27 protein-coding genes are annotated in these 25,349 nt (G+C 61.9%); 23 read left to right on the top strand and 4 right to left on the bottom strand.

The features are described 5' to 3' along the window. Both ccsB and KHO23_RS09755 read left to right on the top strand, forming a co-directional pair. Positions 1 to 586, top strand: a 586-nt coding sequence (ccsB, locus tag KHO23_RS09760) for a c-type cytochrome biogenesis protein CcsB (RefSeq protein WP_211610777.1), incomplete at its 5' end; no start/stop codon positions are given. Between the two features lie 215 nt (positions 587 to 801). Then, complete coding sequence (locus KHO23_RS09755) at positions 802 to 1,311, top strand: DUF1269 domain-containing protein (protein WP_211610776.1); 510 nt, start codon at positions 802 to 804, stop codon at positions 1,309 to 1,311. 125 nt (positions 1,312 to 1,436) lie between these two features. Here KHO23_RS09755 and KHO23_RS09750 read toward each other — a convergent pair whose 3' ends face one another. After that, complete coding sequence (locus KHO23_RS09750; RefSeq protein ID WP_328821954.1) at positions 1,437 to 2,069, bottom strand: lytic transglycosylase domain-containing protein; 633 nt, start codon at positions 2,067 to 2,069, stop codon at positions 1,437 to 1,439. Between the two features lie 551 nt (positions 2,070 to 2,620). Between KHO23_RS09750 and KHO23_RS09745 the strand changes: the two genes are divergently transcribed. Beyond that, a complete protein-coding gene (locus KHO23_RS09745; protein ID WP_211610775.1) occupies positions 2,621 to 3,406 on the top strand; it encodes a response regulator in 786 nt (261 codons plus the stop codon). An 18-nt stretch (positions 3,407 to 3,424) separates the two neighbouring features. On the opposite strand, the gene KHO23_RS09740 is transcribed toward KHO23_RS09745, so the two are convergent. Beyond that, positions 3,425 to 4,558 (bottom strand): sensor histidine kinase, encoded by a 1,134-nt coding sequence (locus KHO23_RS09740; protein ID WP_211610774.1) that lies wholly within the window; start codon positions 4,556 to 4,558, stop codon positions 3,425 to 3,427. 283 nt (positions 4,559 to 4,841) lie between these two features. Between KHO23_RS09740 and KHO23_RS09735 the strand changes: the two genes are divergently transcribed. From KHO23_RS09735 to KHO23_RS09660, 16 genes are all read left to right on the top strand, one after another. Then, positions 4,842 to 5,483 carry an SCO family protein gene (locus KHO23_RS09735; RefSeq protein WP_211610773.1) on the top strand — a complete coding sequence of 214 codons (642 nt, stop codon included), beginning with the start codon at positions 4,842 to 4,844 and terminating at the stop codon, positions 5,481 to 5,483. Positions 5,484 to 5,513: 30 nt separating this feature from the next. Continuing rightward, complete coding sequence (locus KHO23_RS09730) at positions 5,514 to 6,203, top strand: response regulator (RefSeq protein WP_211610772.1); 690 nt, start codon at positions 5,514 to 5,516, stop codon at positions 6,201 to 6,203. 166 nt (positions 6,204 to 6,369) lie between these two features. Then, on the top strand, positions 6,370 to 6,819 hold the full coding sequence (gene gspG / locus KHO23_RS09725; protein ID WP_211610818.1) for a type II secretion system major pseudopilin GspG: 450 nt from the start codon (positions 6,370 to 6,372) through the stop codon (positions 6,817 to 6,819). 74 nt (positions 6,820 to 6,893) lie between these two features. Next, positions 6,894 to 8,093: a type II secretion system F family protein gene (locus KHO23_RS09720; RefSeq protein WP_211610771.1), complete on the top strand. Its 1,200-nt coding sequence runs from the start codon at positions 6,894 to 6,896 to the stop codon at positions 8,091 to 8,093. 163 nt (positions 8,094 to 8,256) lie between these two features. After that, entirely contained in the window at positions 8,257 to 9,870 is a 1,614-nt protein-coding gene (locus KHO23_RS09715) for a GspE/PulE family protein (protein ID WP_236066770.1), read from the top strand. Next, positions 9,851 to 10,738: a hypothetical protein gene (locus KHO23_RS09710; RefSeq protein WP_211610770.1), complete on the top strand. Its 888-nt coding sequence runs from the start codon at positions 9,851 to 9,853 to the stop codon at positions 10,736 to 10,738. Before KHO23_RS09715 ends, KHO23_RS09710 begins: the two co-directional genes overlap by 20 nt. Next, entirely contained in the window at positions 10,735 to 11,265 is a 531-nt protein-coding gene (locus KHO23_RS09705; RefSeq protein ID WP_211610769.1) for a hypothetical protein, read from the top strand. Before KHO23_RS09710 ends, KHO23_RS09705 begins: the two co-directional genes overlap by 4 nt. Beyond that, the gene (locus tag KHO23_RS09700; RefSeq protein WP_211610768.1) at positions 11,262 to 11,837 is read left to right on the top strand and encodes a hypothetical protein; all 576 of its coding nucleotides are present in this window, start codon (positions 11,262 to 11,264) and stop codon (positions 11,835 to 11,837) included. The genes KHO23_RS09705 and KHO23_RS09700 overlap by 4 nt, the downstream gene beginning before the upstream one ends. A 50-nt stretch (positions 11,838 to 11,887) precedes the next feature. Then, entirely contained in the window at positions 11,888 to 12,589 is a 702-nt protein-coding gene (locus KHO23_RS09695; RefSeq protein WP_236066763.1) for a hypothetical protein, read from the top strand. Then, the gene (locus tag KHO23_RS09690; protein WP_211610767.1) at positions 12,590 to 14,845 is read left to right on the top strand and encodes a secretin N-terminal domain-containing protein; all 2,256 of its coding nucleotides are present in this window, start codon (positions 12,590 to 12,592) and stop codon (positions 14,843 to 14,845) included. A 9-nt stretch (positions 14,846 to 14,854) separates the two neighbouring features. Continuing rightward, complete coding sequence (locus tag KHO23_RS09685; RefSeq protein ID WP_211610766.1) at positions 14,855 to 15,394, top strand: type II secretion system protein; 540 nt, start codon at positions 14,855 to 14,857, stop codon at positions 15,392 to 15,394. Between the two features lie 9 nt (positions 15,395 to 15,403). Further along, the gene (locus KHO23_RS09680) at positions 15,404 to 15,793 is read left to right on the top strand and encodes a type IV pilin protein (RefSeq protein WP_211610765.1); all 390 of its coding nucleotides are present in this window, start codon (positions 15,404 to 15,406) and stop codon (positions 15,791 to 15,793) included. Beyond that, positions 15,790 to 16,446 carry a type II secretion system protein gene (locus KHO23_RS09675; protein WP_407946044.1) on the top strand — a complete coding sequence of 219 codons (657 nt, stop codon included), beginning with the start codon at positions 15,790 to 15,792 and terminating at the stop codon, positions 16,444 to 16,446. The genes KHO23_RS09680 and KHO23_RS09675 overlap by 4 nt, the downstream gene beginning before the upstream one ends. Before the next feature lie 104 nt (positions 16,447 to 16,550). Then, positions 16,551 to 17,240, top strand: coding sequence for a J domain-containing protein (locus tag KHO23_RS09670; RefSeq protein WP_211610764.1), 690 nt, complete (start codon positions 16,551 to 16,553; stop codon positions 17,238 to 17,240). 113 nt (positions 17,241 to 17,353) lie between these two features. Next, complete coding sequence (locus KHO23_RS09665) at positions 17,354 to 17,593, top strand: hypothetical protein (RefSeq protein ID WP_236066762.1); 240 nt, start codon at positions 17,354 to 17,356, stop codon at positions 17,591 to 17,593. A 271-nt stretch (positions 17,594 to 17,864) separates the two neighbouring features. Next, positions 17,865 to 18,365: an arsenate reductase/protein-tyrosine-phosphatase family protein gene (locus tag KHO23_RS09660; RefSeq protein ID WP_211610763.1), complete on the top strand. Its 501-nt coding sequence runs from the start codon at positions 17,865 to 17,867 to the stop codon at positions 18,363 to 18,365. A gap of 108 nt (positions 18,366 to 18,473) precedes the next feature. Here the strand turns inward: KHO23_RS09660 and KHO23_RS09655 are convergent, their stop codons facing one another. Both KHO23_RS09655 and KHO23_RS09650 read right to left on the bottom strand, forming a co-directional pair. Beyond that, positions 18,474 to 18,800: an H-NS histone family protein gene (locus tag KHO23_RS09655; protein WP_211610762.1), complete on the bottom strand. Its 327-nt coding sequence runs from the start codon at positions 18,798 to 18,800 to the stop codon at positions 18,474 to 18,476. Between the two features lie 152 nt (positions 18,801 to 18,952). Next, entirely contained in the window at positions 18,953 to 19,123 is a 171-nt protein-coding gene (locus KHO23_RS09650; RefSeq protein WP_211610761.1) for a hypothetical protein, read from the bottom strand. Positions 19,124 to 19,569: 446 nt separating this feature from the next. Between KHO23_RS09650 and KHO23_RS09645 the strand changes: the two genes are divergently transcribed. The 4 genes from KHO23_RS09645 (at position 19,570) to KHO23_RS09630 (ending at position 25,184) form a co-directional block, all read left to right on the top strand. After that, complete coding sequence (locus tag KHO23_RS09645; RefSeq protein WP_211610760.1) at positions 19,570 to 19,878, top strand: hypothetical protein; 309 nt, start codon at positions 19,570 to 19,572, stop codon at positions 19,876 to 19,878. A 316-nt stretch (positions 19,879 to 20,194) separates the two neighbouring features. Further along, the gene (locus tag KHO23_RS09640; RefSeq protein WP_211610759.1) at positions 20,195 to 21,442 is read left to right on the top strand and encodes an MFS transporter; all 1,248 of its coding nucleotides are present in this window, start codon (positions 20,195 to 20,197) and stop codon (positions 21,440 to 21,442) included. Between the two features lie 126 nt (positions 21,443 to 21,568). Further along, complete coding sequence (locus KHO23_RS09635; protein ID WP_211610758.1) at positions 21,569 to 21,853, top strand: hypothetical protein; 285 nt, start codon at positions 21,569 to 21,571, stop codon at positions 21,851 to 21,853. 112 nt (positions 21,854 to 21,965) lie between these two features. After that, entirely contained in the window at positions 21,966 to 25,184 is a 3,219-nt protein-coding gene (locus KHO23_RS09630; RefSeq protein ID WP_211610757.1) for a sensor domain-containing protein, read from the top strand. Positions 25,185 to 25,349 lie beyond the last annotated feature (165 nt).

The following is a 25,349-nucleotide window of genomic DNA, read 5'->3' as shown; positions in this document are numbered from 1 at the left end:
GTTGTTCTATCTGTACTACGAGCAGCACTACAACACGCGCGCGCTCGGCGCATTCGTGCTGCTGGTGATCAGCGCGGCGGTCGGCTTCCTGATGTGGTACTCGGTCGCGCGAGACGCCCAGCAGATCCAGCCGCTGGTTCCCGCGCTGCAGAGCTGGTGGATGAAGATCCACGTGCCGGCTAACTTCATCGGCTATGGCAGCTTCGCGCTGTCGGCGATGGTCGGCGTCGCGTATCTGGCGAAAGAGCGCGGCGTGCTGGCGGACCGCCTGCCGCCGCTCGATGTGCTCGACGACGTGATGTACAAGTCGATCGCCGTCGGCTTCGCGTTCTTCACGATCGCGACGATCCTCGGCGCATTGTGGGCCGCTGAAGCCTGGGGCGGCTACTGGAGCTGGGACCCGAAGGAAACGTGGGCGCTGATCGTCTGGCTGAACTACGCAGCCTGGCTGCATATGCGCCTGATGAAGGGCCTGCGCGGCGCGGTGGCGGCCTGGTGGGCGCTGACCGGTCTGCTGGTGACGACCTTCGCGTTCCTCGGCGTCAACATGTTCCTGTCGGGGCTGCATAGCTACGGCAAGCTGTAAAAGAATGCCGCAGTGTCGTACCCGCGCCCAAGCCCGCGCCTGCACCCTTCGCCAGAGGCTCCGGCCCACGGAGCCTATAGTTCCGTGGGCGGCACACCCTGCGGGTCTCTACCCATTCCGTTCGATGAGCATTCCTACTTTATGGCGCCGCCAATCCGCGCAATGATGTAGCCACGGGGCAGGGTGAACCCCGATCTACGGTCAGCGAGGCCACCATGAGACGCATATACTTTTTGCTGCCGAGCACACAATGTGCGCGGATGATTGTTGACGAGCTTCTGTTGAGGCGGGTCGATTGGCGGCATATCCACGTGATTGCCAACCATAGTGTACGGCTCGACGATTTGCCGGAGGCCTCGCTTGCACAGAGCAGCGACTTGCTGCACGCACTGACGCGAGGCACGGCGGCGGGTTGCGCGACCGGCATGTTGACGGGACTGGTTGCATTGGCTTATCCGCCTGCGGGCCTGACCATTGCGGGCGGCGTTGTCGTTGCGCTCACGCTCGCGGGCGCCGGGTTTGGCGCATGGACGGCGACGATGATCGGTGTCGATGTGCCGAATACGCGGCTGAAACGTTTCGAAGAGGCGATCGAGCGCGGTGAACTGCTGATGATGATCGACGTCCCGAAGGATCGCGTCGAGGAAATTGAAGCGATGATCAAGCTTCACCATGCGGAGGCCGAAATCCGGGGAACGGAGCCGACCATTCCCGCGTTTCCGTAATCCGTTCGCGGGCTCAGCAACTGTACGACCAGGCCGGCGGCCGGTCATGCGCGGAGTGTCCGGGAGGCCCGAATAGCCCAGAAGTCATGGATACCGGCGCCGGCTCGCCGCCCGGGTACGCAACGTTAGCCCGCTGCGAGCATGCGCCGATAGCGCGCCAGAACCCGTGGCACGTAAAGCCGCGTTTCCGGCAGAGAGGGCACGCGATACCCGGCCCGAATCACGGCATTCTCCCCTGCGTTGTACGCGGCCAGGGTGAGTTCGACATCGTCCTTGAAGAGATCGAGAAGGAAGCGCAGATAGCGTGCTCCGGTCAGCACGTTGTCGCGCGGATTGAACATGTCTCGACCGGCAAAGCGCCGTGCTGTATCCGGCATCAACTGCATCAATCCTTGCGCACCTTTGTCCGAGACCGCTTTCGGGTTGTAGCGGGATTCGACGTCGATCACCGCGCGCAAGAGTTCGGGCTGAACGCGAAAGGTGCGGCTGGCTTCGTCGATCACATCGGCGTACAGCGACGCGTCGCCCCCCCTGGACGATGCGGCTTCCGCACGTTTCGTATTGCGTTCGGCAAGCGGATCGCCGGCAACGATGACGGCCAACCCCGCTTTGCCAGGTTCGTTGGTCAGGATGATCGCGCCGTTACTCGCAACCGCTCCAAAAATCTCTGCGCGTACCGCACCCGGCGTTGCCACGATCAACATCACGCATGCGATGAAGATCGCGTTTCCCGGTCCGGATAAAGGGCTATTGCGCATGGTCGTGTTCCCCCGCATCTCAATTGTGGTGTGGAGAAAAGCCCATCTGCAATGGGGCACCTCCCTACACTTCGAAACGCCGGACAGACGCGTCGGAGGGCTGTACAGAATCGTTACGTTCGTAATGATCGGTAAACGTTTTAAATCCCACGCGTCATGGCCTCGTTACAGGTCGAGAGGGGAATATTTCTGATTCGAACAGGCGATCGGTAAGTCCTTCTCCGTTGATCCAGTCAGCGCGTAATACCTGCCTTATCGGTATTGCTACTGATCTCCCGCCGGGCGCAAATCAGTTCAGATTTGAATCATCCAGGTAGCTGTTTCCGGCCACTTCAAACATCGTATGAATTTCACATACTGATCAACGCTGGCTTTCAGAGGCCTGGCGCGAACCTTGCGGAGGAGAGACGTGTGCTGCGTGGCTGCCTGCGAAGTGAAAGAGAAGGTTAGGAATTCGAAGGTAGGGGATGTCAACAAGACGAGACATTGGGTCGCCGTTTAACGGCTGCACCGCATTGTCGCGACCGGTTCCTGGCTGCCGGGGGAAAAACATGAATACCAAGTTCCGCGTTGTGATCGCCGAAGACCACGATCTGCTTCGAAACGGTCTGCGCTCGATGCTTTCCGCGCAAGGGGGCTTTGACGTCATCGGTGAAGCGAGAGACGGCAAGGAAGCCTGTCAAATGGCGATGACGCTGAATCCCGATCTGATGCTGATGGATCTGTCGATGCGAGGCATGAACGGAATCGATGCCAGCGCGGCGATCAAACGCCGGTCGCCGAACATTCGAATCGTGGTGCTCACGGTTCACCAGAGCGAAGAGTATGTGCGTGAGGCGTTGAGGGCCGGCGTCGAGGGTTACGTGCTGAAAGATGTCTCGTTCGACGAGCTCCTGGTCGCCATGCGTATGGTGATGCAGGGGAAGAAACATCTGAGCGCCGACGTGTACGGGTACATGGTCGACTCGTTCGTCACGGGCCGCGAGGCGCCCGCGCCAAAGAAGGCATGGGACGTTCTGACGGCGCGGGAGCGCAGTGTGCTGAAACTGATCGCCGAAGGGCGCACCAACCGGCAGGTCGGGCAGTACCTGAATCTCAGCCCGAAGACGATCGAGAAGTATCGGGCCAGCATGATGCACAAGCTCAATATCGCCAATCTGACGGAATTGGTGCTGGTCGCTATCAGTATGGGTCTGCTGACTTCTCTGGCCGAGAAGTGCTCCGAGCCCCATGCAAACGACACACTTGTCCGATTGCCGGTCGACCCGGATCGACTGCCGGAATCGCCGGTGGACACGGGGTTGCTCAAGTACCAGCTTGGCGGGGGGGCGCGCTGAGCACGAACGGAAATTGCATCAGGCGATCCATGCCGCCGAGACCAGCGTTCCGCCCGTACCGATCGACTGGATTGAAAACGTGCCGCCGTGCGATTCGACCCGGTGTTGCATGCCGATCAGGCCAAGCCCGGTTGCACAGGCGTCCCCGGTGGACAGGGGATGGTTTTCGTAGCCGACGCCGTTGTCCTGAATCGTCATCAACAGGCCGCCCGCGATACGCCGGAACCCGAGCGTGACTTCCGTGGCAGCCGCATGCTTGACGGTGTTGTTCAGCGCTTCCTGAGCGAGCCTGAATATGTCGGCCTTCAGATGCTCGGGCACGTCCTCGTCGCCGACGTCGCAGTTGAACACGACCGAGATGCTTTCGGCGCCGCGCTCGATGCGCCGGCATAGCGAACCCAATGCGGCGGGCAGGCCGAGTTGATCGAGCATCACGGGGCGTAGTTCGCCGCATATCTGCCTCACGTCGCCGATCGTCTCGCGAATTCTGAGCACGGTTGCATCCAGCAACTGAGCCGCGTCGTCGACCTGCCCGCGGCGTATCCGCATCAGCGCGTCCTCGGCCATGAGTTTCACGAGCGTCAGTGCTTGCCCGAGGCCGTCGTGCAGTTCCGCGGCAAGTCGTTGACGTTCTTTCTGTTGGCCCATTGTCAGGTACGTGAGACGCTCCCGTGCACTCGCATCGAGCAAACGCATGGTATCCGCAAGCTCCGGTCCGGGAATCAGGGACTCCTCAAAGAGCGTCAGCAACGCACCGCGCCCGGTCTGGCCGGCAGGGACCGACTGCTGATGCAACATGAGCCGGGTGGGGTGGCCGGTGCGCCCGCACAGTACCGCGGGAAAGGAATGAAAATCGCGATGCGCACTCACGGACAATTCTCCTGCGAGCGCTGAGCAAAAGTCCTCCGGCGCCATGTCGGCGAGTTGCTTGCCGACCAGTTCGGCGCTCGAGTAGCCCAACAGGGCTGCCGCAGTACGGTTCGCCGAAAGGAACGTTCCGTCCGGCGCGAGAACGGCAAGAGCCGCGCCGCGCGCATCGGTGACGCTGCCGGTACCTGGCTCGTGAGTCCCGGCCGCAATGCAAAGCTTGCGCATCGCTTCGATCAGGTCGAGCAGTTTCACTTGCGGTCCGGCAGGCTTGTTTGCATCCATTGGCGCTCCCGATGCGTTTCCTTAAGGGAATCTTAAGCCTATGCGAATTGTAGGCCTCGACGCACGCTCGCCGCAACGGGGCAATTACTAAGTCGCGACGTGGGGACTCCCCGGATAAGCGCGGCGGGTTTTCCCGCAGGCGGACATGCCCTACCTCGCTTTGGGGGCTCTCATCCAATGACGCTCACGTGCAAATTCATGAGACTGAACATACACGATGGCGCGCCTTTCATGCGGTCACGCCGGTATCGGCGCCGTGTTCGTGACACTTCGGGAGCCAGCGATGAGAACGACCCACGTAGTCCTGATCGGCGCGGTCCTGTTAGCCGGCGCCGGACTGGCAGGTCCCACGGCATGGTGCGCATCTGCCGCGCCTGCTGCGGATGCCGCCGATGGCGCCGACGCGCACATGCATCATCACATGATGTCGGGCACCATGCGCTCGACCGTCGACTACACGCTGCCGCCTGTGAAGCTGGTCAGGGACGACGGCAAGACGGTCTCGTTGATCGATGAATTGAACGACGGCCGGCCGGTGATCCTGACGTTCGTCTACACCACGTGCACCACCATTTGCCCAATGGTCAGCCAGACGCTCGAGAGGTTGCAAAGCGAGTTGGGCAGCGACCGGGCCAAGGTGCATATCGTGTCGATCTCGATCGATCCTGAGCAGGATACGCCGGCACGCCTTAGAACCTATGCAGCCCGATTCGACGCCGGCCCGGAGTGGCAGCACTACACCGGCAGCGTCGAGGCCAGCATTGCGACGCAACGCGCCTTCAACGTCTATCGCGGCGACAAGATGAATCACACACCGGTTGCCTTCCTGCGTGCGGCGCCCGGAAAACCGTGGTTGCGTATCGACGGCTTCGCGACGCCGGCGGAACTGCTGAGCGCCTACCATGACGCCGTTGCGGCCAACTGATCGCGCACGGTGCTGCAAGGAGCGACGAAATTGGACAACCAGCATCGCGTGCTGATTGCTGAGGATCAGCATCTATTGCGCACCGGCCTTTGCCGTATGGTGTCCGAACTATACGACTACAGGATCGTTGGCGAGGCGAGCGACGGGCTCGAAGCATACCGGCTGGCGATTGCGACGATGCCCGACCTGATCCTGATGGACCTGTCGATGCCGGGCGGAAGCGGTTTCGAGGCGATCGCCGCAATCAAGCGCCGCGCGCCGCGGATCCGCATCATTGTCCTGACGGTTCACCGCAGCGAAGAACATGTGTGGGAGTCGTTTGCCGCGGGCGCCGACGGATATGTGATCAAGGACGCGGCATTCGAAGACCTGGTGGATGAAATGCGGCTTGTCATGCAGGGCAAGCGCCGCACGAGTCTCGACGTTCGTGGCCGCTGTGCCGGATCGCTTGACTTCGCTGCGGGCACCCCGCAAAAAGCGCACCTCTGGGATACGTTGACCGGCCGCGAGCGGTCGGTGCTGCGGCTCGTTGTCGAGGGGCACACCAATCGGCAGGTCGGCGAGCAGCTGAAGCTCAGCCCGAAAACGGTCGAAAAGCATCGCGCGAGCCTGATGCGCAAGCTGGGTATCACGAACGTGACAGGGCTTGTGCGTATCGCCATCGATATGGGTGTGCTGACGCTGCCGGACGAAGAGCGCGTGCATAGCCCCTCCGAGTAAGGGCGGTGCAACTGGAGGGTCTTTACCCATGTCTTTGGACGGCTCTTCCTACTTCTTACCCGAATCGACCTGAACAAGAATGCATTCAACAGCTTCGGCAATGCCGAATCTGTGGGTCGATACAGGGGGAGCCGTGTACAACGAATTGTCCTCTACCAAGCCCGGCATGCCCGGGCGTCCGTGGCCGTGCGTCCGCCCTGAAAAGGGCGCGCGACGCAGCCGCGGTTTCACACTGCTCGAGCTGCTCGTGGTGATGGTCATCATCGGCTTGCTGGCGGGTCTGGTTGCCCCTCGATATTTCGAACAGGTCGGCAAATCGAATACGAAAATCGCGCGCGCGCAGATCGTCTCGCTGGGGCAGGCGCTCGATCAATACCGGCTGGATGTCGGGGAATATCCGACGACCGAAGAAGGGCTGCAGGCGCTCGTGGCGAAACCGCAGGACGCGGCACATTGGAGCGGGCCGTATCTGGCGAAGGCGGTGCCGGTCGATCCGTGGGATCGCCCGTATCAGTATCGTTCGCCGGGTGAGCACGGCGACTACGACCTGTTTTCGCTCGGCAAGGATGGGCGCGGCGGCGGCGTCGGCGAGAACACGACCGTTTCTTCGTGGTAAGGGTGCGCCGCGGGTAAGCCGCGCGGTTGCCGCGGCACCGGGCCGGTAGCGGGTGGTTTGCAAGGAGAGTCGACGTGAAGTACGTGCTGCGTGTCTTCGATACCAGTGGTGCGGTCCAGACGCTTCGCATCGATAGCGAGTCGTCGTCGACTGCGGCGTCGCTCGCGCGTGCCCGTGGCCTTCGCGTCGTATCGGTTCGCGCCGACGCGGGACGTCGTCGCCGGAGGAACTGGGCGGCGCTGCCCGGCACGAGGTTCAACGTCGAACTGTTCGCGCGCGAGCTTGCGGCATTGCTCGATGCAGGCGTCGGCGTCGTCGACGCATTGCGCACGCTTGGCGGCAATGAGCGCCGCGAGGCTTCGTCGCAGGTGTACCGCGAACTGTTGCGGTTACTGGAAGAGGGGCAGTCGCTTTCCGCCGCGCTCGAGCACGCGAGCCACGTCTTTCCGCCGGTGCTGGTCGCCTGCGTGAAAGCCAGCGAACAAACCGGCGGCCTCGCGGATAGCTTGACCCGCTATTCGCGCAACAGCGCGATGCTTCACGAACTGCGCGGCCGCGTGGTGTCGGCAGCGATCTATCCCTCTGTCCTGCTGCTGGTGGGCGCGGCGGTCGTGCTGTTCCTGCTGGGTTTCGTCGTGCCGAGGTTCGCGACCCTGCTTGAACACAGCGGGCGCGAGCTCCCGCTGCTCTCGCGCTTGCTGATCACCTGGGGCAGCATGGTGCACGCCCATGGGGCGGGGTTGAGCGCCAGCCTTGCCGTGCTGGCGATGGCGGCCGGTTTCGCGCTGCGCAGACCGGCGGTCCGGACCTGGATCGCCGATCGCATGTTTGCCCTGCCGGGCATCGGGCAACACTTCCGGATCTTTCGCCAGTCGCAGTTCTATCGTACGACCGCCATGCTGGTCGACGGCGGCATTCCCGCCGTGCGCGCGTTCGATCTTGCGCGTGGGCTGGTAAGCCGCGCGGACCAGTCCGCACTCGCGGACGCGCTGCAGCAAGTGCGCAACGGCACAAAGATCTCCGACGCATTTCAGCAGGGCGGGCTCGCCAATCCGATTTCCTATCGACTCCTGACGGTGGCGGAGAAGACCGGCGGTCTTGGGCCTGTTCTCGACAGAATCGCCGCGTTTCAGGAGGCCCAGGTGTCACGCACGATCGATCTGATCTCGCGTTTGATCGAACCCGCGATGATGATTTTCATCGGTGTGGTGATCGGCGGAATTGTCGTGCTGATGTACATGCCGATTTTCGAGATCGCATCGAGCATTCAATAGATACTCGTGGAGAAAAGACGTGGATATCGTCAGCACGACTCTGGCAAGCCTCGACACCGAACCGCGTACCGAACCGCGAACCGAACCGCGAGTCGAGTTGCGCGACGCATTGCGAACGCTCGGCGAGCGGCATGGTTCCGGCATTCGTGCGCTGGAGGAATTGATGACGCAAACGGCACTGAGCGCGGACGAGATGCGTGCCCAGCTGGCCGTGCAATTCCGCATGAAGCCGATCAGCATGCGCGAGTTGAATCAGTACGAACCCGATTTCGACGTGATGTCGTTCGTCGAAGCGACGACCCGCCTGTGCTTGTGTTTTCGCGAGGCAAACAGCACGAACGGCGGCCAGGGTCTGCTGTTCGTCATTGCCGATCCGCTCGATGCGCGCACACGAGGCTGCGTCGAACACCGCATGCGCTCGCGGCCGACCGTGCCGTACAGCTGGGCACTCGCGAGCGCGGGGGACATCAGCGCGTATCTGGCCGTGCGCGAAAAAGACGTGCGGGCGATGGATTCGCTCGCATTCGACGACCCGATTCAGAGTGCGGTCGATCCGTCTTCGCTCGCGTTGACACTGCAGGGCATCAGCAGTGACGACAGCCCGGTGGTGAGGCTGCTCAACTCGACAATCTATGACGCGCTGAAGATGATGGCAAGCGACATTCACCTCGAATGCCGTGCCAATGGGTTGATGATCAAGTGCCGCGTGGACGGCGTGCTGACTGTGGTGCGCCGGGTAGAAGGCCGTGATGTCGCGGACCAGGTCCTGTCGCGCGTGAAAGTGATTTCCGAACTCGATATTGCCGAGCGACGCGTTCCGCAGGACGGGCGTTTCAAGGCGCAATACGCGGGGCGTGACATCGATTTCCGCGTGTCGATCATGCCGAACCAGTTCGGCGAGGATGCGGTGCTGCGGATTCTTGACCGCTATCAGCTTTCGCAGGCCTCCGGCGGGTTGACGCTCGAGGCGCTGGGTTTTCAGCAGGCCGATACCCGCTTCATGCGCTCGGTTGCGTCGATGCCGTATGGAATGCTGCTCGTGACCGGGCCGACCGGCAGCGGCAAGACGACAACGCTCTACGCGATTCTTACCGAGATCAACAATGGTCTCGAGAAGATCGTGACGATCGAGGACCCGGTCGAATATCAACTGGGCGACATCCTGCAGATTCCGGTCAACGAAGCGAAAGGGCTGACGTTCGCGCGCGGACTGCGGTCGATCTTGCGGCATGACCCGGACAAGATCATGGTCGGCGAAATCCGCGATGCGGAAACCGCGCAAATCGCCGTGCAGGCAGCGCTGACCGGTCACCAGGTGTTCACCACCGTGCACGCGAACAACGTGTTCGACGTCATCGGCCGCTTCACGAACATGGAGGTCGATCCATACAGCTTCGTGTCCGCGCTCAACGGCGTCGTCGCCCAGCGTCTCTTGCGGCAATGCTGTCCGGATTGCACGACCGACGAAGTGGTCGACGCTGACACGCTGGTCCGTTCGGGCATCGATCCGGATACCGCTGGCAGCTACCTGTTTCATCGCGGCACGGGTTGCGCGGCGTGTCGCGGCAGCGGCTACCGCGGACGCCGCGCAATCGCCGAAGCGCTGCGCATGAACGACGAGTTGCGGCAGCTGCTGTCGGAGCGCGCGCCGCTTGGTGCGATCAAGGCTGCGGCAATGCGCTACGGCATGCAGTCGCTGCGTACCGCCGCGGTCGAACTCGTGAAGCGCGGCGAGACGACTCTCGAGGAGATTAACCGTGTCACGATGGTTGAATAGTCCGGTTGCAGTCGGGGTCGGCACCCGTGAGGTTGTCGTCGGTGCGCGCGTGCCCCGGCTGTTGCGCCTGCGCAAACCCGCACCTTCCGCTGAGCCGGCCAGCGTTTCGATTCCCGAGGAGCAATGCTGCACTGAGCCGGGTGTACTCGATACGCTGCGCGCAGCGCTTGCCGATACGCTCGTCGTCACGCCCTCAGCCGATGCCGCGCCAGTGCCGCAGGAGGGTGTGCAGAGACGCAGCGCACACATGGTGCTGGATGATTTCTGGGGCAATCACGCTATCTTGCGTGGCGATTTCCGCGCGCTGCGCGCGCGCGAACTCGAAGAGATCGCGTTAGCCCATTTCACCGATACCTACGGGATGGACGGCGCGTCGCTGGTGGTGCGTTTCAGCGTGCAGCGTGGCGGTCGGGCGCTGTTTGCCAGCGCGATGTCGCGCGAACTGGTTGAGGGTATCCACGACGTGAGCACGGCCGAACAAGTCGGGATTAGCCGTTTGACGCTATGCCTTCCGGAGATGCTCAATCGCATCGGTGACGCGGTCGAGGGCGGTGAGGCGCTGCTGCTGTTCGTCGCGGACGAGCAGATGCAGGCGGTCATGATCGAACAGAATCGCTGGGTCGCCTATGACGCACAGCGCCTGTTTCCCGGTGATGCTGGCGACTCGTCCCGGCTGGCCGAACTGGCCGAGCAGTTGTTCGAACGCTCCGCGACCCGGGCGAACCTGAAGCACGAAGACTGCAAGATCTATCTGTTCGGGGTCGAGACCGAGCTGGCGCCGTTCGAAGCGCGTTTCGCCGCGGCAATCCGGCAGGCACCGGCAACGGACCGCTCGCCCGCGCATCGGCTGATGGAGTGTGCACAATGATCCCGCGCCTTGACCTCGACTTCAGCGGGCGCCGCGCCACCCCCGCGGCAGGCGGCATGATCCTGCTGTGCGCCGCTGCCGTGCTGTTGCTCGCAAGCAGCGCGCGGCTCTGGCATGTGCACGCGGAAAACGATCGCGTGCAGGCGCAACTGGAGGCCGTCCGGCAGCAGACAATGGCAAGCCGGCACGTGGCGAAGGCGCCGTTGACGCCGGCCGCCAGGCTCGCGGAAAAGCAGAGCCAGTCGGTTCTGCGGGAACTGACCGTGCCGTGGCAGGACCTCTTTTCGATCGTCGAAGACTATCCGGATCACGATGTCGCGCTGATCGGCATCGATCAGAACCCCGCGCAAAGCCAGATACGTATCACGGCCGAGGCGAAGAACTTCGACGCGATGATTGCGTACCTGAAGTATCTGCAAAGCAGCGTTCTGTTGCGCGAAGCCGTGCTTAACGACCACCTGATCGAGGCGAACGTGCCGGGCAAACCCGTGCGCTTCCAGATCACTGCTGTCTGGAGGAAATCATGAAAACGGACCAGCTACAGGACAGGCTGTTGACGCTGCGCTTCGAGATGCAGCGCTCGTTCGGGCTGCCGGGACTGCTTGGCGCGCTGGTGATCGGCGTTGCCGCCATCGTCGCCGTCTCGACTCCCAGTGTGGACTCCGGGACGCACGGAATGCGTGAGATGCAGGATCCCGCGCGAGTCGCGCGGACGGCGAACGCGCATCGCCTTGCAGGCGAGCCCGGCGCGGCGGTGGATGCGGTCGCACTCGATACCTTGCCGGGACTGTTCCCGGGTTTCACGCAAAGCGCGGACGATATCGCGGTGATTCTCGCGCAGGCTCGCGACAGCAATCTGACGCTCGGCTCAGCCGAATATCAGGTGACGACCGAAGCCGGTGCGCCCTTTACGCGGTATCAGGTGCTGTTGCCTGTCAAGGATCAGTACAGTGCGATCCGGCGCTTTCTCGCGGCGGTTTTGAACAATGTGCCCAACGCGGCGCTACAGGCGATCCACGTCGAACGTCCTGCGGTCGACGGCAATATTCTCGATGCACGGGTCCGCTTCGAGCTCATCTATCGGACAGCACAGCCATGAAAGCCGCTCTGGTCAATCGCGTTCGAGCGCATCTTTCGGACAGCGCTGCCATGAACCTCGCTCTGGTCAAGCGTGTTCGAGCTTGTCTGCCGGACAGCGCAGCCAACAAACCCGTTCTGGTGAAACGCGTGCTGCTGACGCTCTGCGGGATCGCCGTTTTGGGGCTCGGGTATCGCGCCCAGGTGGCGGCGACCCAGACGCCGGTGGTGCTTGCCGCGGTCCGCGGGCAGGGGCACGACGACGTGCGGGCACGGCCTGCTTCCGTTCATCTCCAGTCTTCAGCATCCGCCGCATCCGCCGCCTTGCGCGCAACCTCGCACGCAGCGGCGCCAGCCCCGGTTCCTGCGTCGCGTGTGGGCGCCGCCAGCGCGAAGCCGGTCATTGCGGCAACGCCACGCGCAAAACTGATGGCCCTGCGCGCGCCTCTGTCCGTCGACTCGGCCAACAATCCGTTTGCCACCTCTTCGTGGCTCCCGCCGCCGCCTCCTGTCGAGGTGGCGGTCGTACCCGAGGTGCGCGCGCCGGCGCCGACTGCGCCGCCAGTGCCGTTCACTTACCTGGGCGAACTGGATGCGAAAGCGGCCAAACCGCAGGTATTTCTCAGCAATGGCGACCGGTTGCTGATCGTTTCACCGGGTGACGTTGTCGATGACCAGTACCGGGTCGAGTCGGTTTCGGAATCCGACGTAGTGCTGACCTATCTACCGCTTAACCAGACGCAGGCCGTATCCATTCCAAGAGAGGCAAAGTAGATGAAAACCTCACGCACACGGGGTGCGGGCCGCATTGGGGACAGCGGCCCAGCGAACCATCTCTCGCCGACTGTCCCGTTCCGTGCCCAGTGCACCCCAATAGGGGGGATCGCGAGAAAGCGCGCGCTCGCGGTCGCTATCGCCATGCTTGCCGTCAGCGGTTGCGTGCAAACGCCGATCCTGCAGGACACGCCGACCGGCGCCGAGGCGAAAGTCAACTATCTGAACGATCGCAACAATCAGGTCAACGCGCTGCTCGATCAGGCCGACCAGTTCCGTCTGAGCTACCAGTTCGATGCCGCGATCCAGAAGCTCTATGCGGCAAGCCAGATCGATCCGACCAGCGAACGTGGCCGCAAGATCGGCGCACTGATCGACCAGGACCGCCGGGATCTCGCGACCCTGCAGGAAGCGGACCGCATGATGCAGCGCGGCTCGTATGGACCCGCGGCCGATCGCGTGCACCGCGTGCTGTTGGTGAATCCAACCAGTGCGCTGGCGTTGCAGTTGAAAAAGGAAATCGACGAGAAGATCCGGCAGCAACGCGCGGACAAGGAGGAGGGGCTTGCCGCTTCGTCGATCATGCGCACACCGATCACGCTGCAGTTTCGCGATGCCAACGTGCGCATGGTCTTCGAAGCGTTGTCGCGCACGTCGGGATTGAACGTCATCTTCGACCGCGATGTCCGTGCGGACCTGAAGACGACGATCTTCGTCACGAACGCGTCGCTGCAGGATACGGTCGATATGATCCTGATGCAGAATCAGCTCGACAAGAAGCAACTCAACGCGAATACGCTTTTCATCTACCCGGCGACGCCGGCCAAGCAGCTCGAATATCAGGAATTGAAGGTACGCACCTTCCAGTTGTCGAACGTCGAAGCCAAACAGATCCAGTCGTTGCTGAAGAGCCTGCTGAAGATCAAGGAAGTGGTGATCGACGAGCGCGCGAATACCGTGACGATTCGCGGCACGCCGGACACCATCAAGGTTGCCGAAGAGATGATCGCCGCGCAGGATTTGCCTGAACCGGAGGTGATGCTCGAAGTCGAGGTGCTGGAGGTGTCGCACGAACGCCTGTCCAATCTCGGGATCGAATGGCCGAATTCGTTCACGATGTCGACGCCCTCCACGGTGGACACATGGGGCGCGTTGCACCATCTCCCCCTCAATGCGCTGAATGTCAGCGGTTTATCCGCGACGGCGAACTTCAAGCTCACCGATACCGACGCGAATCTGCTGGCGAGTCCACGTATCCGGACGCGCAACAAGGAGAAGGCGAGGATTCTGATTGGCGACAAGCTGCCGGTGATTTCGAGTTCCAGCACGCCTAGCACGAGCGGTCCGTCATACACGCAAATGATTCAGTACATCGATGTCGGCATCAAGCTCGAAGTGGAGCCGCAGGTCTATCGGGATGGCGATGTCGGCATCAAACTGAATCTCGAAGTCAGCAATATCACCAATACGATCCAGAGCGGCAATTCGCAAACGGGCTTGAGTTCGCTCGCTTATCAGATAGGAACGCGTAGCGCGTCGACAAGCCTGCGCCTCAGAGACGGTGAAAGTCAGATTCTCGGCGGCCTGATCTCGGACCAGGACCGCAGGTCGGCCGACAAGGTGCCCGGCCTCGGGCAATTGCCGGTGCTCGGGCGCCTGTTCTCGGATCACAACGGCGACCATGTGAAGACGGAGATCGTGTTGCAGATCACGCCGCACATTGTCCGCCCGCAGCTCGCGGCGGATGTGGACACGCAGGAGGTGTGGTCCGGCACCGACGTCAACGTGCACGCCGACCAGCTTCGGCTCGATCCCGTCATCGCCGCCGCGGCGGTGCCAGGCGCGCCTGCCGTGAAGCCGATGCCCGGTAGCGTAGGTGGCGGCACGACGGGCAGCAAGGCCGCTCAAGCCGGCTCGGCGGCGGGCAGTTCGGCGACGGTGCCCGCGACCGGTTCGTTTGGGCAATTGCCGCCGCCGCAGCGCACGACGCCGCCACCCCCGCCGTATGGCGGACGCTTCGCGCCGCAGCCAACCGCGCCGGCCCCGGTGCCGGTTCCCAGTGCGCCGCCGGCTGCGGAGCAGGCGGGCGGCGAAGCGGAGCCGGCCGGCGGGGCAAATGCGGCGGCCGCCCAGCCGGCCGCGCCTGCCCAGGCGGCGCCCGCACCGGCGCCCGCGCCCGCTCCGTCGATCCTGCAGATGCCGCCGGGTGACATGGGGAACGATAACCCGCTTCGCTCGATTCAGAACGGGTATTGAGTCGTGGCCATGCTGACGAAAACGGTCCGCTCGCGTGGCGCAAGCCAGCTCGATCAGCGTGGGTTCACGCTGATCGAGCTGGTGATCACGCTCGCGCTCGTGTCCATTCTGGCGCTTGCGATCATGCCGTTCTCCGAACTGATCGTGCAGCGTCAGAAGGAACAGCAGTTGAGCGCCGCGTTGCGCGAGATTCGCACGGCACTCGACGCCTTCAAGGATTCGAGCGACGCGGGGTTGATCGACAAGGAGGCGGAGGCGTCCGGCTATCCGCCGTCGCTGACCGTGCTCGTGACGGGCGTGCCGAACGCGAAGGATCCGAAAGGCAGTTTGCTGATGTTCCTGCGCCACGTGCCGCGCGATCCGTTTTTTACAGGCGACCCGGACACGGCCGCGGAAGACACCTGGAACGTGCGGGCCTATGGGGTGCCGCCGGATCAGACCGGTGCCGATGTGTCGCCCGGGAATGATCGGGCCGGCATGGACGTGTTCGATGTTTCGTCGAAATCAGATCGCGCCGGCATCAACGGCGTGCCGTACAAACAATGGTGACGGTGCATCATGAAACCCGCTCATACGCGCAGATTCCGTGGTTTTACGCTGATCGAACTGGTTGTCGTGATGGCGATCATCGGCCTGCTTCTGACGATCGCACTGCCGCGTTATATGCACAGCATCGAGCGCGGCAAGGAGCAGGTCCGGCAGCAGAACGTCGCCGTCATGCGCGATGCGATCGATAAATACTACGGCGACAACGGCCAGTACCCGGACACGCTCGATGAACTGGTGGCGAAGCACTATCTGCGGGCGGTTCCGGTCGATCCGGTCAACGGCGATGACAAGTGGGCGGTGATCGCCTCGCCCGACGAAACCAAAACGGGCGTGTACGACGTCGTGCCGGCGAGTGGTGCGCAGGGCATGCCCGCCGATTCAGCGGGAGCCGCCAAGTGAGTCGCGGCGCTTTTCCGGCGCGAGGCGGCGCGCGCATTTCGTCGGCATCGAAGCGGGCTGCCCGGCACCGAACCGGGCCTCGCACCACGCGCCAGCGTGGGCTCGTGCTGCTGGCGCTTTTGATCGCGCTGACGCTGATGTCGATCGCGTTGGCGGGCGCGCTCGACGTCTGGTCGCTGGAACGGCGGCGCGAGCAGGAGAAGCAGCTTTTGTTCGTCGGTGACCAGTACCGGCAGGCGATCGTGCGGTATTACCGCGTCGGCCGCGTCTATCCGGCGTCGGTCGACGATCTGCTGGACGACACGCGCTTTCAGGTGCCGATGCATCATCTGCGTCAGGCCTATCCGGATCCGCTCACCGGCAAGACCGATTGGCTCTTCCTGCGGCAGGGCGATCGCTTTTTTGGCGTGTATAGCAGCTCGGAGGCGCCGACGATCAAGCGCGCGGAGTTCCCGCGGCGATATGCGGACTTCGAGACCGAGGAGACCTACGCCGGGTGGAAATTCATCTATCTTGCTCCGGGGCTGCGCAGCACGCCCACCAATGCGGCTACCGCAGCGCCGGGTCGTCCGTTGCAGACCATTAATCCGCAGAATGGCGGGGGACGCTTTCCGTCGACCGGCTTCGGCGCAAACAGGATTGGCGGTCATTAGCGTTGCGGGCGCCAATGGCGCAAGCGCGCGCCGCTTCACGATAAAGCCGTTTTTTGCATGCTACGATGCTCCGCGAAGCGATTCCCGGCGAGGTCGAGTAAGCAATGGCAACCCTATATGACATGCTCGGCGTGCCCATGCACGCCACAGACGAAGAAATCAAACGGGCCTACCGCAAGGCCGCCATGAAATGGCATCCGGATCGCAACAACGGCGCCGAAGAAGTGGCGCGCGCCACCTTCCAGGAAATCAAGGACGCTTACGCGATCCTCTCCGACGCGGCACAACGCAAGGTGTACGACGCGGTCTATAACGAGCAGATGCGCGGCTGGGAAGCGCAACGTGCTCGCCGGCAAAGTGCCCAAGCCGAACGCGAGGCGGCGGCGCGGACAGCGGACGAAGCGGCCTACGCCGAAATGGTGTCGCTCGCCATGCGTTTCGCCGACGAAGGCCACAATCGCGATGTGCTGTTCGGCGTGCTGCTAGGACGCCGATGCGAGGCACAGCGGGCCGCGCAGATCGCCGACAGTGTCTCGGCCTTGCAGGCGTCGCGACGCGAGGCGGAAGCGATGGAAAAAGCGGAGGCGGCTGCCCAGGCGGCAGCAAAAGCGGCGGACGCCCCTGACGTTTCAGCCGGGGCGCAGGCGAGCGCCGTGAACGGCGAGGCCGTCGATCGTGGCACGCCGGCTAACCACGCTCACCCAGGCAAGCGCGAAGAAAGTACAAGCGATGAGCACCCGGCCGGCGGATTGGGGGGACTCTGGTTCCAGTTCCTGAACGGCTTGCGCTTTTGAAAAGACGATTTTGGCCGGTAGACCATAGACCTAGACCGAATTGATATAGAGCGCGGCCTTCGGCGTTTGGATAGCCGCTTCTAAAATCATAAATAAGTCTGTGACATGTTCGCTTGACCTCCACGTTGCAGATTTTGAGAGGCACGACGGCCATGGTTACCTTTATTTTTGTTGTTGCGGTAGCGGCGTTTATCCCGTACATCGCAGCGCCCGGCATTGCGAACGGCATCAAGTCGCTCACCGCGCAGCCTGCGGCAATGCTGTTCGAAACCCCACCGGCGGCGTCTGACTGCAAAAGCGATGCTGCAAATCGGATCGTGTCCGAACCGCGCGACAGCGCAGCTTCTGTCTGAGGAAAAGGCGCCGTGCGAAAGCGCGGCGGCACTTCGCGGGCCGTGCCGCGAAGGCTGCGGCGGAGCGTATGCGTGATTGACAGTGAACTGAAAGATTCCAATTTACGCTGCCGCACTTCGTCGCAAATTCAACACACCACGCCCTTGGCTTGACCACCCTGGTAAAAATTCTCGTGGCGCAACAAATTAAGACATCGTAGTGTCACGGGGGCGCAAGACTGGGCCGGCAGAATGACACAGATCGCTAAAAAAACACGGGTACGGGGTGAGCGTGACCAGAAAATACAAAGTGCTGTTTCTCTGTCGCGAGAATTCAGCGCGCAGCATTATTGCCGAAGCATTACTGCGCGAACTGGCGGGACACCGGTTCGACGCATTCAGCGCGGGGCCTGAGCCCGCCGCGCGAGTTCATCCCATTGCGATCACGCAATTGCGGCCCGGTATATCGGACCTCGGCGTGCTCAGCCCGAAAAGCTGGCTGGAGTTCACGGGCGAGTGGGCGCCGCGCATGGACCTCGTGATCGCCATGGACGAATGCGTCGCCGGACATCATGCGCCGCTCTTTCCCGGAACGCCTTCGTTGAGTAGCTGGATCTTTGCCGATCCGCTCGCCGACGGCATGCCCGAGCCGGAGCGGGGCCGTGCGTTCGAAAAGGTGTTCTGGCAAATCGTGCGGCAGCTCAGCACATTCATCGAATCGCCCCAGTACGCGGCGCAGCGGAAAGCGGCCGCAAGCGTGGAGGCGCCGGCTTGCATTAGCGACACGTTATGACCACCCCCCGACGCCTTGAGCGCGTCGACGAACGTGTCGAACCAGCGGATGCCACCAGGAAAGTGCGGGGGTAATACCGACGCGCTAGCGGTTTAACAACCTGACGGCTTAGCGGTTGTTCGGACGTGCAAGCGGACTGCCTGCGAACGGGTCGTTTAGCCAGTCCACCTGTTTTTTCGGCTGCGGGGCGGGTGCCGGCGTGGCCGACAATTCGAAGTGGTCAATTGATTGACCTGCGCTGATTGCCTGTTTGAGCCATTGGGGCATTTCACCCTGGCCGTCCCAGCTATCTCCGGTTGCACTACGGTAGCGTGCAGCCTTTTGCCCCTTCGGTTCGGCCGCCAGTACAGCGGCGAGGTCTTCTGGTTTGATGCCAAACTCTTCCATGCGATGGCGGAGATACGCAATCATGCTATCTCGCTTCCTTTCGTCCATAAGATATTCGTCCTTCTAAAGCGTCTGGCGTTCTGTCAGTTGCAGATTGCAGGGGGAAGCCGCGAAAGCATTGAGCCCACGTGAATGAGGTCAGCTCGCGGTAAAGGGTTTGATCGAAGGAAATCCTATTGGCAGCGTCAAAAAACGCTGCGTCATACATTTCGGTATTGCATATGCCCGGTGAGGCCGCCTATACGGCTGGTCGCGCCAATCAGTGAATATTCAAGTGCTTCGCCGCGCGGCAGGTACGGCTGGGTAAGCCCTACGGCCGCTATGGAAAAAACGGTGATGACGACGCACTGACGGCGAATCGCCGGTCTCATGCCTGCGCTCCGTCTCTCGCCGGTGCCTCGCGCGGGGCTGATTTTTACGTTATGGCAACATCATAACGCACTGTTCGGGTAAAGCACGCGCCTCGCTGGCTGATTTTGTTGTTGTATCGCCTCGACCGGGCGGCAACCGGGGCCGCTAACAGCGTGCGCCGCCGGGTTTGAAATCCTGAGCGGCCGACCTATAACGAAACTGCGGAGCAACACTCTGCGTTTCCAGCCTGGTGGCGACCGATTCCGGCTAGGCGCGCGTGCACGCCTGACATCGGTTTCAGGTCTGGCAACTATTTACTCGTTTAATTCGGTGACTCGCGGCAGCAGTCCCGCATAGGCATTCGCCCGTCCGTCAGTTCGTTCGATTTGGTGACGCGACGTTTTTCGCGGATCAATTCTTTTTGAGGGGGATGAGCGCTGCTGCGCCGGATTCGAGGAGTCTGGATATGAAACTACGTTTATTGATGGCGTTGGCAAGCGCCGCGCTGTTTCTGGTGCCGAACACAGCCGGCGCACAGGAAATCCAGCAAGGCGAAAGTGTGTCGGGCCGGGCGCTCATGCAGAACGCGAACGAATCGGCGCAGGACATTACCGACATGTCGTTTGGTGAAGCTGGGCGGGCCGTGATGCCTGCCGCTCAACCGATACAGAACGTTTCTTATGGCGGTGTGGCCGCAGGCGCTGCGCAAGCGGGCAGCCGGCAGGAACGGCCATGCTCTTCCGGGCCGCAGTGCAGGATTTATTTTGGCCAATAGCGGGCCGGCAGTTCAGGAGGCGGCGGGGGAGCAGCACACACCGCCTCTCACCGATTCGCGCCGCGGCACCCTGATCGGAATACCCACACGCCCAACTGCAATTTTACGGAGTGGTCAGCGGGCGATTTAATACGATGTTAAGGTGTGTTTCATTCAGGGTGTCACCCGCTGTTTTTTCCAATCGCAATCAAAAGCAGGCCAATACCGCCTGCTTTTTTATTCACGATTTGCTGGCCTTGAATTGCGTCCGTGAATGGATTAGAGCGGTGCGGCTGCGCCAATCCCACCCGTTGTTTAGTTACTCGCAAACAATACTATGTTAATGGAAGATAATCTGCCGGCGAGCATTGCCTCGCCGGACGATAGTGCCTCGTCGTCTCTGCGCTCGTGGCTTGCTGTCGTGGCCGTTGCAATCGGTGCTTTTGCATTCGTGACCACGGAATTTTTACCTGTTGGACTGCTGCCACGCATCGCGGCGGAGCTGGGCGTGATGCCCGGCACGGCAGGATTGATGGTCACCGTGCCGGGTGTGATTGCCGCCATCTCCGCGCCCGGTTTGATGCTGGTGGCCGGGCGCATGGATCGTCGGCGAGTTTTTCTGCTGCTGACGGCCTTGCTGCTGGCGTCGAATCTGATTTCCGCGTTTGCGCCCGATTTTCTGGTCATGCTGCTCGGCCGCGCGCTGCTCGGTGCGGCGTTGGGCGGATTCTGGACGTTGGCGACAGCGGCATCGGGGCGCCTCGTGCAGCCGAAGGATTCGGCCAGGGCCATGGCGACGATCCTGACCGGCGTGACCTGCGCGACGGTGATCGGTGTGCCGCTCGGCACCTTCATCGCCAGCTTCGCGTCGTGGCGTACTTCGTTTATGGCAACCGGCGTCCTCGTCGCTATCGCGCTCGTGGCGCAGTTCGTCTTCGTGCCGTCCTTGCCGTCGTCAGCGGCATTGCGGCTGCACGATCTGGTGGCGCTGCTGCGCCGCCCCCATCCGCGTCGAAGCATGCTGATGGTGGCGCTTGTATTCGGCGCGCATTTCTCTTCGTACACGTACATCACGCCGTTCCTGTTGCGTAATGCGAATTTCACGATGTCGACGATTACCTGGCTGCTGCTCGGCTTCGGCATGATCGGGTTCTTCTCGAACTTCGCCGTGTCCTCCACGGTCACGCGCAACCTGAAAATGTCCGTGGGCGCGATGGTTTCCCTGCTGATGCTTGCGCTGTCAGCGATGCCGCTGCTGCAACAATCGTCGATCGGCGTCGCAGCGCTCGTCCTTGCGTGGGGTGTTTCGTTCGGCGCGCTGCCGCTGTGTTTCAGCGTCTGGATTCAGCGTGCCACGCCGGATTCGCCGGAGGCGGGCTCGGCGCTGTTTGTCAGCATCATTCAGGTTGCCATCGCGCTGGGATCGCTCATTGGTGGCGTTGTGGTCGACCATGTCGGCGTTTCGGCCGATTTCCTCTTCGGCAGCGGTTTGGCGTTGCTGGGTCTCGCGGCGCTCGCGAGATTTGGGCGCGACGAGAAGACGGTGCCCGCGCAAGCGATAGCGTGTCCGGCGTGTACTGACTAGTGGTCGCAGTGGGGGCGTCGCAGCCGGTGCGCGTCCTCGAGCGGAGTTGCATCTTTGGCCGGCTAAAGCGACGCATTGTCACAATCGGTTGATATACAGGAGGTGCATTCCGCGTAGGAGATTGATTTGGGCGTTCAAAAATCAGTGTTACACGTCGAAACTGCAACGAAGCATCCGTTTGAGAGCTGCTTCGTTGACCTCGGTGGCCATTCCGCCGAGCAGGCCCTTACTGTACTCACCGCAGCCGTCCATGCCGCTCAACGCGAAATGAACGCGTTTGACTGGATTTCAGACGCGCTTCCCGGCGCGACGCTCAAACCCGCCCTGGCATTCGGCACGGTTGGCGAACTGTACCGGTCATACACCAGACCGGCAGAACTGGTGCGCCTGAAGGGCGTGCTGCGTTCCTGAGCGCATCCATCGGCTGTCGGTCGCCGCGCTCGCAAGTTGACGCGCGCGCGACGCTCAAGAAGTGCCTCCTGGAGGCCGTTATCCTGACGGTCGGATGGACCTGAGGCCATGTATGGTTAAGCCGCACCCCAATCGTTCAAACAGCGGGCAGCCGCGGCAACGTGAAACCATAGCTGTCGCCGGGTTGACGTTCAACCGGGAATTCGCCCGCAAAGCTTTCGTGGCAATTGCGGTCGCTTTCATTCTCTCCGCGATTGGCATCAACACGTTTTTGGCCCATCGCCAGACCTCCGAGCAGGAGAATTCACTCAGGACGCTGCGGGAATCGGGCCGGCTGAAGCATGACCTCGACCAGGTCCAGCAGATGATGCTTGACGAACATGGCGAACTCTACACGCTGATCAGCACACGTCCGTTTTACAAGCGCGCCGGCTACACCTTTCCGATGTCGACGCTACTTGAGTTGACGGCGGATGCACGCGTCGGATGTCGTGGCCGTGGAGATTGCGTCTCGCGCCTGAACGAACTCGACGAGATGATGCGAAAGCTGGGCGAACGCAGCAATGCGTTGGCACGACGCGTCAACCAGCTTCCTGGAAGCGTCGGCCTTGGAGATCCGGCGCTGGGTGAGATCGATGCTTACTTCTATAGCGTTCTTGAGCACGTGGTCGATGTCCGTATGGAAGCCGACGCGACGCTTGACTCCGTTGTCGGTCAGTCTTCGTCGGACGCAAAGCGGGTGTCCGCTGCGCTGCTCGCGAGCGGGTTGACGGCTGCGGCGCTGCTGCTCGCCCTGATGCGCTGGAACGCCAGAATAGCGAGGCGGCTCCGTGCAGCGCTTCGTCTGGCTGACGGAACGCGTGCCCGGTACCAGCGGTTCTTTGATGAGCATCCCTTGCCAATATGGATCTACGACAATCAGTCGCTGAGCATTGTCGCGGTCAACGGTGCCGCGCAGCGGACCTTTGGGTACGAGGAAGCGGAACTGCTCAAGATGTCGTTGGAAGACGTCCATCCCGCGGATGAATTTAGTCGTCTGAAGGAGGGCTTCCAGTCAACGCTCGGGATCACATCCGGCGAGACGAAGGCAGTCGGCGTGTGGGTCCACCGCACCAGGTCGGGCGAGCGAAGGTCCATGGACGTTCACCACCTGAATGTTTCGTTTGAAGGCCGCGCTGCCACGATGGCCGTCATGGTGGACGTCACGCTGGAAATGGTCGCGAGAGCCGAACTGTTCGAGTCCAAGCAGACGCTTGAGTACGTGCTCGACCATATTCCCCAGGGCATTGCCTGGAAGGACGCGAGACACCGCTACGTTGGCGGTAACGAGATCTATGCGCGCGATGCGGGCTTGCCATCCCGGGACGCGTTGATTGGATTGAGCGACTTCGATCTGCTTTGGGGCGACGACGCAAGCGCGTCGCAACTCGAAGACGACCGGGTCATGTCGGGTGAACTCACCCGGCGCCATTTCGAGCGTACCGCGATAGCCGTCGATGGAACGGAAGTGTGGATTTCCGAAACCAAGCTCCCGCTGGAAGACCAGAATGGAGCGGTCGTAGGCGTTCTGATCGCCTACGAGAACATCACAGGTCGGCGCAAAGCCGATCTGGCGTTGCGTCTTCAAGGCAGGGCGATCGATGCGAGTATCAATGGGATTGTGATTGCCGAGGTGCGGCAGGATCTGAACGTCGTGATTTTTGCTAACGCGGCGTTTGAGCGCATCACGGGGTATTCATCCGGCGACGTGAGCGGGGTGGATTGCAATTCGCTGTTCAATCTCGCGGATGAACCCCATAAATGGGCTGAAGTTCGGCACGCCATGAACAGCAATACAGAGGCAAATGTCACGCTACTCTGTGTCCGAAAGAACGGTGAACGTTTCTGGAATAACGTTCTGGTGGCACCCGTGCGTGATGAGCAAGGGCATATCACCCACCATGTCGGTGTCATGAGCGACGTGACCGCGCTGGTGGAATATCAGGCGCGCCTCGAGCACCAGGCGAGATACGATGCGCTGACGGAACTGCCCAATCGCACCTTGCTTGATGAGCGGCTGGGTGAAGCGATCAGACGCGCTTCAGAGGCCGGTAGCGAGGTATCGGTCATGTTCCTCGACCTTGACCGTTTCAAGGAAGTCAATGACTCCCTTGGCCATCGCGTAGGCGACACCCTGCTGGCGAGCGTGGCAAGACGGTTGCAGCGACTGGTCCGGTCAAATGATCTGGTGGCGCGTTATGGCGGCGACGAGTTCATCATTGTTGCCGCGCGTTCAGGCGGCGAGCAGTTGATCCCCATGCTTGACCGGGTCATCGCCGCGATGACCGAACCGTTCTATGCCGGTGAGCGGGAGTTGTATGTCGAGGCCAGCATAGGCGTCGCCACCTATCCGCAGGACGGCTCCGATGCCGATACGTTGATTCGTAATGCTGACGCGGCGATGTATCTGACGAAGTCGCACGGGCGCAACGGCTATCAGTTTTACCGGCCCGAACTGAATCGTGCCGCCGCCGAACGCTTGCATCTGTCAACCCGGCTGCGGCGAGCGGTCAAGGCGAGGACGCTTCAGGTGGCTTATCAACCTCAGATCGACATGGTCACCGGACGGATCTTCGGCGCCGAGGCGTTGTTGCGATGGCACGATGCGGAGCTTGGCGCGGTGTCGCCTGCCGTCTTCATCCCGATTGCCGAAGAAACGGGCCTGATTCAAGGCATCGGCGAGTGGGTGCTGCGAACCGCCTGCCTGCAGGTAAGCAAGTGGCGGGAGCAGGGCCTTCCTTCGATTCGTGTTTCGGTGAACGTCTCCCCGCTTCAGTTGGAGCGGGGAGACATCGTTCGCGTAGTGCGTGACGCGTTGCACGACGCGGCTTGTCCTGCCGAATTGCTTGAACTGGAAGTGACGGAAGGCGCGCTGATGCGCAATGCCGATGACGCGGCCAGGGTGCTTCACGACTTGCGCGCACTCGGCGTCAAAGTCGCCATCGACGATTTCGGAACAGGCTATTCGAGCTTGAGCTGTCTGAAGCGCTTCAGTATCGACCGCATCAAGATCGACAAGGTTTTTGTGCATGAAATCGGCCGTGGAACAGAATACGAAGCGCTGACACTCGCCGTCATCGCGATCGCTGAGGCCTTGAAATTCGATGTCATCGCAGAAGGCGTCGAAACGGACGTACAGAGGGGATTTCTGGTTGAGCACGGGTGTATCGAGGGGCAAGGATTTCTGTACAGTGCCGCTGTTTCCGGAGACGCCATTGCAGACATGCTTCGATTGCCGGCTTCAGAGGCAGGCCACGCTGAAACGGGCGAGGGAATTCCTGCGGGCTCGTGAGGTGCAGGTGTCCTCCAGCATTGCCGGGGCAGCGGCCGGGATTTCGTGTCGGCTGGACATCAGGGAACGTCGGGGAGCGTCGCGGGTGAGGGGAGGTGTTTCAAATTACACGTCTCGTTACACACAAAAACACCGGTAATCTGCTGTCTGAATATAGTGCGTTCA

This window comes from Paraburkholderia haematera, from assembly GCF_905220975.1.
GTDB lineage: Bacteria > Pseudomonadota > Gammaproteobacteria > Burkholderiales > Burkholderiaceae > Paraburkholderia > Paraburkholderia haematera.
The sequence above is the reverse complement of the archived record's forward strand: the minus strand, read 5'-3'. Positions and strand labels throughout refer to the sequence as shown.

Bases quoted from the DNA above. Each gene is read 5' to 3' on its own strand.
- KHO23_RS09735 (WP_211610773.1), top strand. From the start codon at position 4,842: ATGAGAACGACCCACGTAGTCCTGATCGGCGCGGTCCTGTTAGCCGGC.
- KHO23_RS09715 (WP_236066770.1), top strand. From the start codon at position 8,257: ATGACGCAAACGGCACTGAGCGCGGACGAGATGCGTGCCCAGCTGGCC.
- KHO23_RS09630 (WP_211610757.1), top strand. From the start codon at position 21,966: ATGGTTAAGCCGCACCCCAATCGTTCAAACAGCGGGCAGCCGCGGCAA.
- KHO23_RS09640 (WP_211610759.1), top strand. From the start codon at position 20,195: ATGTTAATGGAAGATAATCTGCCGGCGAGCATTGCCTCGCCGGACGAT.
- KHO23_RS09745 (WP_211610775.1), top strand. From the start codon at position 2,621: ATGAATACCAAGTTCCGCGTTGTGATCGCCGAAGACCACGATCTGCTT.
- KHO23_RS09705 (WP_211610769.1), top strand. From the start codon at position 10,735: ATGATCCCGCGCCTTGACCTCGACTTCAGCGGGCGCCGCGCCACCCCC.
- KHO23_RS09740 (WP_211610774.1), bottom strand. From the start codon at position 4,558: ATGGATGCAAACAAGCCTGCCGGACCGCAAGTGAAACTGCTCGACCTG.
- KHO23_RS09755 (WP_211610776.1), top strand. From the start codon at position 802: ATGAGACGCATATACTTTTTGCTGCCGAGCACACAATGTGCGCGGATG.
- KHO23_RS09680 (WP_211610765.1), top strand. From the start codon at position 15,404: ATGAAACCCGCTCATACGCGCAGATTCCGTGGTTTTACGCTGATCGAA.
- KHO23_RS09650 (WP_211610761.1), bottom strand. From the start codon at position 19,123: ATGAGACCGGCGATTCGCCGTCAGTGCGTCGTCATCACCGTTTTTTCC.
- KHO23_RS09685 (WP_211610766.1), top strand. From the start codon at position 14,855: ATGCTGACGAAAACGGTCCGCTCGCGTGGCGCAAGCCAGCTCGATCAG.
- KHO23_RS09695 (WP_236066763.1), top strand. From the start codon at position 11,888: ATGAACCTCGCTCTGGTCAAGCGTGTTCGAGCTTGTCTGCCGGACAGC.
- KHO23_RS09690 (WP_211610767.1), top strand. From the start codon at position 12,590: ATGAAAACCTCACGCACACGGGGTGCGGGCCGCATTGGGGACAGCGGC.
- KHO23_RS09750 (WP_328821954.1), bottom strand. From the start codon at position 2,069: ATGCGCAATAGCCCTTTATCCGGACCGGGAAACGCGATCTTCATCGCA.
- KHO23_RS09655 (WP_211610762.1), bottom strand. From the start codon at position 18,800: ATGGACGAAAGGAAGCGAGATAGCATGATTGCGTATCTCCGCCATCGC.
- KHO23_RS09670 (WP_211610764.1), top strand. From the start codon at position 16,551: ATGGCAACCCTATATGACATGCTCGGCGTGCCCATGCACGCCACAGAC.
- gspG (WP_211610818.1), top strand. From the start codon at position 6,370: ATGCCCGGGCGTCCGTGGCCGTGCGTCCGCCCTGAAAAGGGCGCGCGA.
- KHO23_RS09700 (WP_211610768.1), top strand. From the start codon at position 11,262: ATGAAAACGGACCAGCTACAGGACAGGCTGTTGACGCTGCGCTTCGAG.
- KHO23_RS09645 (WP_211610760.1), top strand. From the start codon at position 19,570: ATGAAACTACGTTTATTGATGGCGTTGGCAAGCGCCGCGCTGTTTCTG.